Origin of the sequence: Nostoc cf. edaphicum LEGE 07299, assembly GCF_015207245.1 — a bacterium.
Lineage (GTDB): Bacteria > Cyanobacteriota > Cyanobacteriia > Cyanobacteriales > Nostocaceae > Nostoc > Nostoc edaphicum_B.
In genome coordinates this window covers 1-9,571 of sequence record NZ_JADEXF010000059.1, presented here as the reverse complement: position 1 = coordinate 9,571, position 9,571 = coordinate 1, and the positions used below count along the sequence as shown (strand labels likewise).

Genomic DNA, 9,571 nt, shown 5'->3' with positions numbered 1-9,571 from the left:
GTTAAACTCTGGCCCCCAGTAATTATCTGGGTCTTCAGGATAATGTTTGTGTTCGTAGTACCAGTAATTTCGGTCAATAAGTATTAAAGGGCATTCTTCATCTGTGTGATTATAAATTCCATCCATAAAGACGCGAATGCCTCTACCATGACACTCGTCAATTAATCGCTTTAAATCTTTTGTTGAACCGTAACTAGATTCTGTAGCAAAGAAGTGGCGAACTTTATAGCCCCAGTTATAATTACCAGGGTACTCATTAACTGGCATTAATTCAATTGCATTAATTCCCAATTCGCAAAGATAATCTAACTTAGCGATTATCCCTAAATATTTGCCTCGCTCGTTAGAATCAACTTCATCACCAGTAAAATCAGCAACGTGTATTTCATATATTACTAATTCCCGGTTATCAGGCAACGGTATTTCATCGTTTTGCCAAAGGTAATTATCAACAATGCGTTGACCATCTTGAATGCGTACTATACTGTATTTTTCTATTTCATTAACATCTGTCGCTTTGGGATCAATGATATCTATCCATTCATCAAGTGCAAAATTTGGGCTTTTGGTTTGAATGCGAAATTTATATTGATAAACGCCGTCTTCCAGTTTGATTTTAGTGCGAAAATAACCATCTTCACCTTTTGACATTGGAACTTCTTTCCAATCTGAAAAAGATCCAATTAAAGCTGCTCCTTTGTTGCGAGGAGCAAATAATGTAAATTCAGTTAAATTTGCCATTTTCACACTTTTAAATTTTAGCTAGTTACAGTCACTAAAATTATTGTGTAATATCAAATAATTTGCAGCTTCTTTCTTAAGTATTATAAATATTTTACTAATGTCATGGACTTCAATCAGTGATTGCGATCGCTATGATTATAGGGGTGCAATGACTATCTAAATCATAACTAATTATGCTGACATGATATGATGGTTTTGCTAAATTGTCTCTGGGTTTCGCTTTCAAAACCTATTCCATGCGTTCTGGGATTAAATGTCTATTGAAAGACAGTAAACGCAGTGGCTTTTCCAGACATCACATTACTCTATCTACTGGCTGATTTTAAAAAACCTATCCTTAAAAGGTGGATAGTGGGTAGTGGGGAACAGGGGAGGATAATTAATGACCAATGACCAATGACCAATGACCAATGACCAATGACCAATGACCAATGACTATTTACCAATATCTTCATTCCAAAGTTCGGGGTTAGTTTCAATAAACTCACTCATCATTTGTTCGCATTCGTCAAGATTAAGATCGATAACGTCCACACCATGAGATACCATAAATTCTTTAGCACCAGGAAAAGTTCTAGATTCTCCAGCGATGACTTTTTTAATGCCAAATTGTACCACTGCCCCAGCGCATAGGTAACACGGCATTAAAGTTGAATAGAGTGTTGTACCTCTATAACTGCCAACTCTCCCAGCATTGCGGAGACAATCGATTTCGGCGTGGGTAACAGGATCGCCGTCTTGCACACGTTTATTGTGTCCTCTGCCGAGAATTTTGCCATCCTTGACGAGAACCGAACCAATAGGAATTCCACCTTCTTGTCTGCCTTTTTTTGCTTCTTGAATAGCAGCTTCCATAAACTCATCCATATAATTCTCCTTTTATGACAAAACAACTTGTATTAATGGATCACGATGGCGGTGTAGATGATTATCTGGCAACTATGCTGCTGTTGAGGATGGATGGTATTGAACTCCTTGGTGTTGTCGTCACTCCAGCAGATTGCTACGTTCAACCAGCTGTTAGCGCCACACGTAAAATTATCGATTTGATGGGATTTTCTCATATCCCGGTAGCAGAAAGCACTGTGCGCGGGATTAATCCATTTCCTACTCTCTATCGCCGTGATTCGTTTATTGTTGACCATCTCCCCATTCTCAATCAAAGCAAAACCATCACTACGCCATTGGTTGCTGAAACAGGTCAAGATTTCATGATACAGGTGTTACGTGACGCATCAGACCCCGTAACGTTGATGGTAACTGGCCCTTTGACGACGGTAGCCGCAGCTTTAGACAAAGCACCGGACATTGAAGCCAAAATTCACAAAATTGTGTGGATGGGAGGTGCATTAAATGTTGGTGGCAATGTAGAAAAAAGCTTAGAAGCGGGACAAGATGGTTCTGCCGAATGGAATGTTTATTGGGACGCAGTTTCAGCAGCGCAGGTATGGCAAACGCAAATTGAAATTATTATGTGTCCTTTGGATTTGACTAACAATGTCCCAGTCACATCGGAGTTAGTATACAAAATGGGACGACAACGCCACTATCCCATCTCTGATTTAGCCGGACAATGTTATGCACTAGTTATTCCCCAAGATTATTATTTTTGGGATGTGTTGGCAACTGCTTATTTGGGACATCCAGAATTTTATCAATTGCGCGAATGGGAAACAGAAATTATCACCACTGGTCTGAGTCAGGGGCGTACTAAAGTAGTTCCTGGTGGTCGAAAGATTTATGCGATGGATAAGGTAAATAAAGAGGCTTTTTATGATTACATCTTGCAGCAATGGGCTAGGTAAAAAACTAAAAAACTAGCTGGCGTGGATACTCAAACTTGTGCCTGCACAACAAAATCCTCAACTTGTCTGATTCGATGCCAATCAATGGCAGCAACCCACAACTTCTCCTCTTCAGAGAACTGCACCACTCCATCAACTTCCAAATCCTCGCTATATACCGTGAGCAACTGTCCATCTCCTAGCTCAATACTTTGATTGGCCAAGTCTTCGATTGTACCAATACTGTTCAAACGCAAACGCCCTTCAGCATCAGCATTCTGAAAATCTGCAAAAACTCTAGGGGTAATCATTCTAAATAATCCAAACTATAACTGCTATTTTGCTGGATTAGGAACAGTAGGTGTAAGGAGTTGACTAATTTGCTGCGGGTTTAAACCCCTCAATGTTGCATGATTAGCACTTCTACCGGATGTTCGGATTACATCACCACCTGCTTGGCGAACCTCGCCATGCGTAACTATAAGAATCCTAATCATTTATGAGAGAAAATAGCTGAAAGGCTTAAAAACTCGTACTTTTAATCTCCGTATTTTCTCAAGTTTGAATTTGGATTGCCATCTGCTATTTAGGTGTCGCCATTAAGTAAAGAAGTTTGTCATTAAAATGGAGATTCTGCAATTCAGGAGGTGGAGGAACAGGCGGTGGCCCTTCTATGATTACAGGAATAATTTCGGGGGAACGCAATCCATCAGAACCTTGTCTCTCAAGAGCATACAATACTTCTTTAAGCACCCACGGCGATTCTTTTGCAGCAGTAGACCAAAATAGTAGAAACAGATCGCACTCATCAATGTTGCGATAAAGTTCTTGCTCCCAGCGATCGCCAGGTTCTAAATTAAGGATATCTTGAAAAACTGTAATACCACTTACAGCTAGTCCCTGCACCCTTTTAAGAACTTCTATCCGATCTTTAGAAGAGTAAGATACGAATGCTTTTCTATAATGTCGAGCAACTTCTCCTACTAGCTGAGGGTCTTTGGATGTAGAAGATGCAGAAGGAATAATCGATAACTTGAATTTTAGATGACCAAGGGGAATTGTATTTTGGCTGACAGTAACAGTTCCAATGACTGTTTTCTGAGTGATATCAGCAGGAACCGTGACCCCAAATTGAATAGAATCTGCTCTACCATTCCAACTCAACTTTTGAATTGGCTCATCTACTTCTAGTTTTGAAATGGACAGGTTAAAAGTTAGTTCACTTCTCCGTTTAATAGGTAATCCTAAACTTCTTGCTCCTAACTGTTTAGCATCAGGATCAAATTGTTGAGCATTTTGTTTGGCAAATTCAACTTGTTCAGGAAGATGAACAAAGACTTGGATAAGGAACATATCGCCTGGAGTTACAGAAGAAGGACTGAACACACTGCAATCCACCAAATCTTTCGTTATATCAGCAGGTTGTGAAGATGGTTCTTGAATAGTTGGGGTTTCTTGTAGTTGCGCTTTTAACTGCTTAATAACTTCTTCTTCATCCTTGATATCGCTACTATCCCAACCCAACTCACTTACTGGAACATTACTATTTGCTTCTACGTTTAACTTAATGGATTTACTATCAAAACCGTCACCCAAAAATTTCAAGGCTTTACGAATATTTTCTAAGTTGATTTTAGCTGGTAACAGCTTCTTCCAAAAACTTGTAGAGCCTTGAGTCTGGGATGCTCCCGTTCTAGGTTGGTATAATACCTTATCTGGTGGTTCATTTGATGTCGTTGGTCTAGGTTGGTATAATACCTTATCTGGTGGTTCATTTGATGTCGTTGGTCTAGGTTGGTATAGTACCTTGTCTAGTGGTTCATTTGATGTCGCGGATCTTGGAGTGTATTCAGATAAATTCTGTAAAATAGATATCTTAATATACTTCTTACGGACAAACCATGTATCTTTGCCCTTGATAGACTTTTTTAAAGTAATTCTGTAATATTCTTCCTCCTCAGCATAAGAAGTTACCTCCAAGACACTTTTGACTTGAATGAGAAGTTTTTCATCTTCAGCTAGTTCCCCTAACTCACTTGGACGAACTTTCAGGAAAGTATCAGCAGTTACTGTAAAGACAAACATAATAATTACTTTTAGATTATTAAAAACTTAGCAAGTTTAAACCCAAAAAGAGAGCCGCTATAGTTCCTGCAACAGAAATCTCTCCTTGAATAATTTTATCTAAAACTGATTCTACAGGAATTAATACAACTTCAATTTCTTCTGTAATATCTAGTTGTTGCTCTCCAGCTTTGCTTACATTTTTTGCTAAAAATAAATGTATTTGATTAGTATCTTTACTCGGCTTATCGTATAGAGTTCCGATTTTTCTAAATTTTTGGGGGATATAACCAGTCTCTTCTCTTAGTTCTCTAATTGCAGCTACTTCGGCACTCTCTTTTGTGGGATCGAAATTACCTGCTGGCAGTTCCAAGAAAAATTCACCTACGGCGTGTCTATATTGCCGGACAAAAATAATTTCTCTATTGCTTGTGATAGGTAAAATCATTGCAACGTCAGGCTGAATACTGACAAAATAATCATTTATAATTTTACCACTTGGTAATTCGATTTCATCTTGCCTCACCTGACACCAAGGATTATCTAAAACCATTTTTGATTTCAAAATATTCCATTTTTTTAAGTTGTTCATAAATAAAAATAATGTATAAAAACTTTAGTCATTAATCAATGAATGTAAAAAAGTATAACAGATGCATCCGATAATCTAAATTTTGAACTTACACTGGCTTTTGCAGTAACATAATATGTAAAATAAGTATGCAAATAAATGTAAATTTATTTACAGTAAACAAGAGATTTCCGTTGACCATTAGTCGGGGTACAACGGCACAGACAACGAATGTATGGGTGAGAATTTCACACGATCGCATCGAAGGCTGGGGGGAAGCATCGCCCTTTGGTGTGGGTAATCATCGGCAATCAACTGATGCAATCAAAGACGCCCTACAGCAAGTTGTGCCTCTGTTACAAACATTCAGTCCTTTACAACGTCAGGAAATTGAGCAAGTTTTAACACAAAACCAAGTTCCTTCTGCTGCAAGAGCTGCCTTGGATATGGCAATGCATGACTGGTTGGGTAAGTGCGTAGGTTTACCCTTGTGGCAACTTTGGGGACTCGATCGCAATCAAATAGTCCCGACTTCAGTCACAATTGGAATTAATTCACCTGAAGGCGCTAGGGTGAGAGCGCGAGACTGGTTAAAGTTTACAGATGTCCGTCTTTTTAAGGTGAAGCTAGGCAGTCCAGATGGCATAGATGCAGATCAAAAAATGCTCTTAGCGGTGCGAGAAGAAGCACCTGAACTAGAATTTTTTGTTGACGCCAATGGGGGTTGGAGTTTAGAAGATGCGATCGCTATGTGCAATTGGCTAGCAGATTTGGGTATAAAGTATGTAGAACAGCCATTGCCACGGGGAGAAGAACCAAGTTTAGCAAAACTCAAAGAACACTCTCCCCTCCCCATCTTTGTCGATGAAAGTTGTTTCACAAGCGCTGATATTCCCGATTTGGCAAACTACGTAGATGGTATTAATATCAAACTGATGAAATCAGGGGGGCTAACAGAGGCAATGCGAATGGTACATACAGCACGAGCACATCGGTTGCAAGTAATGTTCGGTTGCTATTCTGATAGTTCGCTAGCTAATACAGCAGCATTACAGCTAGCGCCACTGGCTGATTATTTAGATTTAGATAGTCACCTAAACTTAATTGATGACCCTTTTACGGGTGCATTGCTAAAAGAAGGAAGAGTTTTGCCAAACGATTTACCAGGCTTGGGAGTACAACACAGTGCGTCTATCACTTAATCAACGAGTAGCTATCTTGCTTCATGAAGGGACTATTGGGACTCATGGCAAAACAGGGCTAGCAATTTTACGTTACAGTGAAGCCCCAATTGTAGCCGTAATCGATCGCGAGTGTGCTGGTAAATCCCTACCAGAATTAACAGGTCTCAAGCGTGATGTGCCGATTGTGGCATCGGTAGCCGCAGCCCTAGAGTACAAACCAGAAGTTTTAGTAATTGGTATTGCTCCAGGAGGTGGTGCTGTACCAGATGATTACTGGTTGGAAATTAAAGACGCTTTAGAAGCGGGAATGTCTTTAGTGAATGGTTTACATACACCAATGGCAAGTATCCCAGAATTAAATGCACTGCTCAAACCAGGGCAACTAATTTGGGATGTGCGAAAAGAACCATCTAATATCAGCGTTGCTAGTGGAATGGCACGCACCCTTCCATGTCGGCGGGTGTTGACAGTGGGAACCGACATGGCGATAGGTAAAATGTCAACTAGCTTAGAGTTACATTGGGCATCAAAACTGCGGGGCTGGCGTTCTAAATTCCTCGCCACGGGGCAAACTGGGGTGATGTTAGAAGGAGACGGTGTGGCTTTAGATGCCGTGCGGGTAGACTTTGCCGCCGGTGCTGTGGAACAAATAGTTATGCGCTATGGCAAAAACTACGACATCTTGCACATTGAAGGACAAGGTTCGCTGCTACACCCTGGCTCAACGGCAACTCTACCCCTAATCCGTGGTTCGCAACCAACCCAACTAGTTTTGGTACATCGGGCAGGACAAGTTCATGTACGTAATCATCCCCATGTAATCATTCCACCTTTACCAGAGGTGATTCGGCTTTATGAAACTGTTGCTAATGCCGGTGGTGCTTTTGGAAGTGTTTCTGTAGCGGGTATAGCGCTAAACACAGCCCATTTAGATGAGTCTGCGGCTCAGGAAAGCATCGCTCAAACAATAGCAGAAACGGGGCTACCTTGTACCGATGTAGTCCGCTTTGATGCCAATGTGCTTTTGGACGCGGTGATGAATAATTAGTTGCTGTAGAATGGTTTAACCCTACACTCGTGAAAGAAAACTGGTTCCGACACCGGAAGAAGTGGCACAACACGAGAAGGAACACAGCGATCGCTTGGCAGCAAAACTGCGAGAATTAAATATAGATCCAGATACTATTTAACTTCCACGCTGTCTTGCTTGTGCCTGTTGTCCCGAATGCTATGGATCTTCAGGAAAAACCCATTTTGGCGGTTCTGCCATTTTTTTCCGCAGACGTTCTTGTGCCAACTCCAGCATTTTGTCTAAGGGAGTCTCTTCAATAAATTTTGCGGCTGACTCTCTAAACTCGATATTGGGGCATTTATCCCCTAAAACACACCCGTTAACACAGGCTACAGCGCAGTTAATCTTTTGCTCCACAGTACATTCCTCTCTCTAAAAGTTATGAGTTATAAGTTGTGAGTCATGATTTTCATCTCTAACTCTTCACTCTTAACTCTTTACTATCAGGTATGACCTACAGGTAAATTTTACCTTGCCAGTTGGTATCTCATTAGTCTAAATACTCACCATTTAGAAACTTATGAGTTATGAGTTATGATTTTTACTCCTCACTCTTAATAAAGGGCGCTCATGTCAGAACTGTTTGCTACTACTGGAACTATAGCCGCGATCGCTACTGCTGTTGTCCCCCAACAGGGTAGTGTTGGGATTGTGCGGGTGTCCGGTTCTCAAGCAATGGCAATCGCCCAAAGTCTCTTTCATACACCAGGGCGACAAGTTTGGGAAAGTCACCGGATTCTCTACGGTTACATTCGCCATCCCCAGACGCAACAAATAGTGGATGAAGCCTTGTTGCTGATTATGAAAGCGCCCCGTTCTTACACCCGTGAAGATGTAGTGGAATTCCATTGCCACGGGGGAATTATGGCAGTGCAGCAAGTGTTGCAACTGTGTTTGGAAAATGGGGCTAGACTAGCGCAACCAGGAGAATTTACTCTTCGCGCCTTTTTGAATGGACGATTAGATTTAACTCAAGCCGAAGGTATTGCCGATTTAGTCGGAGCCAAATCGCCCCAAGCTGCTCAAAGTGCTTTAGCTGGTTTACAAGGAAAATTAGCTCATCCGATTCGGCAGTTACGCGCTAACTGTTTGGATATCTTGGCAGAAATTGAAGCTCGGATTGATTTTGAGGAAGACTTACCACCGTTGGATGATAAAGCTATCATATCAGCAATCGATAAAATTGCCGCAGAAATAACTAGGTTATTGGAAACCAAAGATCAAGGTGAGTTGCTGCGTACTGGTTTAAAAGTGGCAATTGTTGGGCGTCCGAATGTGGGTAAGTCGAGTTTATTGAACGCTTGGAGCCGGAGCGATCGCGCCATTGTGACTGATTTACCTGGTACAACCCGCGATGTTGTCGAATCTCAGTTAGTTGTCGGGGGAATTCCCGTACAAGTGCTAGATACAGCGGGGATTCGGGAAACAACAGACCAAGTGGAAAAAATTGGCGTCGAGCGATCGCGCCGTGCCGCAAATGCAGCTGATTTAGTTTTGCTTACCATCGATGCTTCCGCAGGTTGGACAGAAGGCGATGAAGAAATTTATGAAAAAGTACAACACCGTCCGTTGATTCTAGTTATTAACAAAATCGATTTAGTAGAAGAAAGCAAACGGAAAATTTTTCAATCCAAAATCCAAAATCCAAAATCTAAAATTGTCACAGCCGCAGCCCAGAATCAAGGTATCGATGCTTTAGAAACAGCAATTTTAGAAATAGTCCAATCTGGAAAAGTGCAAGCTGCTGATATGGATTTAGCTATTAATCAGAGGCAAGCAGCAGCCTTAACTCAAGCTAAAATGTCTTTGGAACAAGTGCAAGCAACAATTGTTCAGCAGTTACCTTTTGATTTTTGGACAATTGACTTACGAGGCGCGATTCAAGCTCTAGGAGAAATCACTGGAGAAGAAGTAGCAGAATCAGTTTTAGAGAGGATTTTTAGCAGGTTTTGCATTGGAAAGTAACTTAAAAAAGTATCAATTAAAAACATAAAAAATCATAATAATATTTATGTTTAATTTTTAATTGATAGAATATATTATAATGTTTGATACAATTCCAGTTCAAGTTCTTGGTTGTCTTAGACCAAGCATAATCATGGTTATAGCTTTTCCCGGTGCAGGAATGTTAGATGGTGGGTTACTCATGGAG

At 40.8% G+C, this 9,571-nt stretch carries 10 protein-coding genes and 1 pseudogene; 5 read left to right on the top strand and 6 right to left on the bottom strand.

Annotation, left to right across the window (positions count from 1 at the left end; translation table 11 throughout):
* Both IQ229_RS03010 and IQ229_RS03005 read right to left on the bottom strand, forming a co-directional pair.
* Positions 1 to 741: alpha-amylase family glycosyl hydrolase (locus IQ229_RS03010; RefSeq protein WP_265582943.1), on the bottom strand; the 741-nt coding region annotated here is incomplete at its 3' end.
* Between the two features lie 438 nt (positions 742 to 1,179).
* Entirely contained in the window at positions 1,180 to 1,611 is a 432-nt protein-coding gene (locus tag IQ229_RS03005) for a nucleoside deaminase (RefSeq protein WP_194041158.1), read from the bottom strand.
* A gap of 14 nt (positions 1,612 to 1,625) precedes the next feature.
* Between IQ229_RS03005 and IQ229_RS03000 the strand changes: the two genes are divergently transcribed.
* The gene (locus IQ229_RS03000; protein ID WP_194041156.1) at positions 1,626 to 2,549 is read left to right on the top strand and encodes a nucleoside hydrolase; all 924 of its coding nucleotides are present in this window, start codon (positions 1,626 to 1,628) and stop codon (positions 2,547 to 2,549) included.
* Between the two features lie 29 nt (positions 2,550 to 2,578).
* Here the strand turns inward: IQ229_RS03000 and IQ229_RS02995 are convergent, their stop codons facing one another.
* The 3 genes from IQ229_RS02995 to IQ229_RS02985 all read right to left on the bottom strand — a co-directional run bounded on the left by IQ229_RS02995 (position 2,579) and on the right by IQ229_RS02985 (position 5,184).
* Complete coding sequence (locus IQ229_RS02995) at positions 2,579 to 2,839, bottom strand: hypothetical protein (protein ID WP_194041154.1); 261 nt, start codon at positions 2,837 to 2,839, stop codon at positions 2,579 to 2,581.
* A gap of 271 nt (positions 2,840 to 3,110) precedes the next feature.
* Complete coding sequence (locus IQ229_RS02990; RefSeq protein WP_228013053.1) at positions 3,111 to 4,613, bottom strand: toll/interleukin-1 receptor domain-containing protein; 1,503 nt, start codon at positions 4,611 to 4,613, stop codon at positions 3,111 to 3,113.
* Positions 4,614 to 4,632: 19 nt separating this feature from the next.
* On the bottom strand, positions 4,633 to 5,184 hold the full coding sequence (locus IQ229_RS02985; RefSeq protein ID WP_194041152.1) for an NUDIX hydrolase: 552 nt from the start codon (positions 5,182 to 5,184) through the stop codon (positions 4,633 to 4,635).
* A 128-nt stretch (positions 5,185 to 5,312) separates the two neighbouring features.
* On the opposite strand from IQ229_RS02985, the gene IQ229_RS02980 reads away from it, so the two are divergent.
* The 3 genes and pseudogenes from IQ229_RS02980 to IQ229_RS23675 all read left to right on the top strand — a co-directional run.
* Entirely contained in the window at positions 5,313 to 6,365 is a 1,053-nt protein-coding gene (locus IQ229_RS02980; protein WP_194041150.1) for a dipeptide epimerase, read from the top strand.
* The gene (locus IQ229_RS02975) at positions 6,349 to 7,395 is read left to right on the top strand and encodes a DUF1611 domain-containing protein (RefSeq protein ID WP_194041148.1); all 1,047 of its coding nucleotides are present in this window, start codon (positions 6,349 to 6,351) and stop codon (positions 7,393 to 7,395) included. The genes IQ229_RS02980 and IQ229_RS02975 overlap by 17 nt, the downstream gene beginning before the upstream one ends.
* Positions 7,396 to 7,417: 22 nt before the next feature.
* Positions 7,418 to 7,537, top strand: a pseudogene (locus tag IQ229_RS23675) (Uma2 family endonuclease); the annotation flags it as partial.
* Positions 7,538 to 7,575: 38 nt separating this feature from the next.
* On the opposite strand, the gene IQ229_RS02970 reads toward IQ229_RS23675, so the two are convergent.
* A complete protein-coding gene (locus IQ229_RS02970) occupies positions 7,576 to 7,776 on the bottom strand; it encodes a hypothetical protein (protein WP_099101515.1) in 201 nt (66 codons plus the stop codon).
* A gap of 213 nt (positions 7,777 to 7,989) precedes the next feature.
* Here IQ229_RS02970 and mnmE point away from each other — a divergent pair, with 213 nt between their 5' ends.
* The gene (gene mnmE / locus IQ229_RS02965) at positions 7,990 to 9,384 is read left to right on the top strand and encodes a tRNA uridine-5-carboxymethylaminomethyl(34) synthesis GTPase MnmE (RefSeq protein WP_194041146.1); all 1,395 of its coding nucleotides are present in this window, start codon (positions 7,990 to 7,992) and stop codon (positions 9,382 to 9,384) included.
* The last annotated feature ends 187 nt before the right edge of the window (positions 9,385 to 9,571 follow it).

What these genes read in the sequence shown, in the direction of transcription:
- IQ229_RS02985 (WP_194041152.1), bottom strand. Translation starts at nt 5,184, where the DNA reads ATGAACAACTTAAAAAAATGGAATATTTTGAAATCAAAAATGGTTTTA.
- mnmE (WP_194041146.1), top strand. Translation starts at nt 7,990, where the DNA reads ATGTCAGAACTGTTTGCTACTACTGGAACTATAGCCGCGATCGCTACT.
- IQ229_RS02995 (WP_194041154.1), bottom strand. Translation starts at nt 2,839, where the DNA reads ATGATTACCCCTAGAGTTTTTGCAGATTTTCAGAATGCTGATGCTGAA.
- IQ229_RS03005 (WP_194041158.1), bottom strand. Translation starts at nt 1,611, where the DNA reads ATGGATGAGTTTATGGAAGCTGCTATTCAAGAAGCAAAAAAAGGCAGA.
- IQ229_RS02990 (WP_228013053.1), bottom strand. Translation starts at nt 4,613, where the DNA reads ATGTTTGTCTTTACAGTAACTGCTGATACTTTCCTGAAAGTTCGTCCA.
- IQ229_RS03000 (WP_194041156.1), top strand. Translation starts at nt 1,626, where the DNA reads ATGACAAAACAACTTGTATTAATGGATCACGATGGCGGTGTAGATGAT.
- IQ229_RS02980 (WP_194041150.1), top strand. Translation starts at nt 5,313, where the DNA reads ATGCAAATAAATGTAAATTTATTTACAGTAAACAAGAGATTTCCGTTG.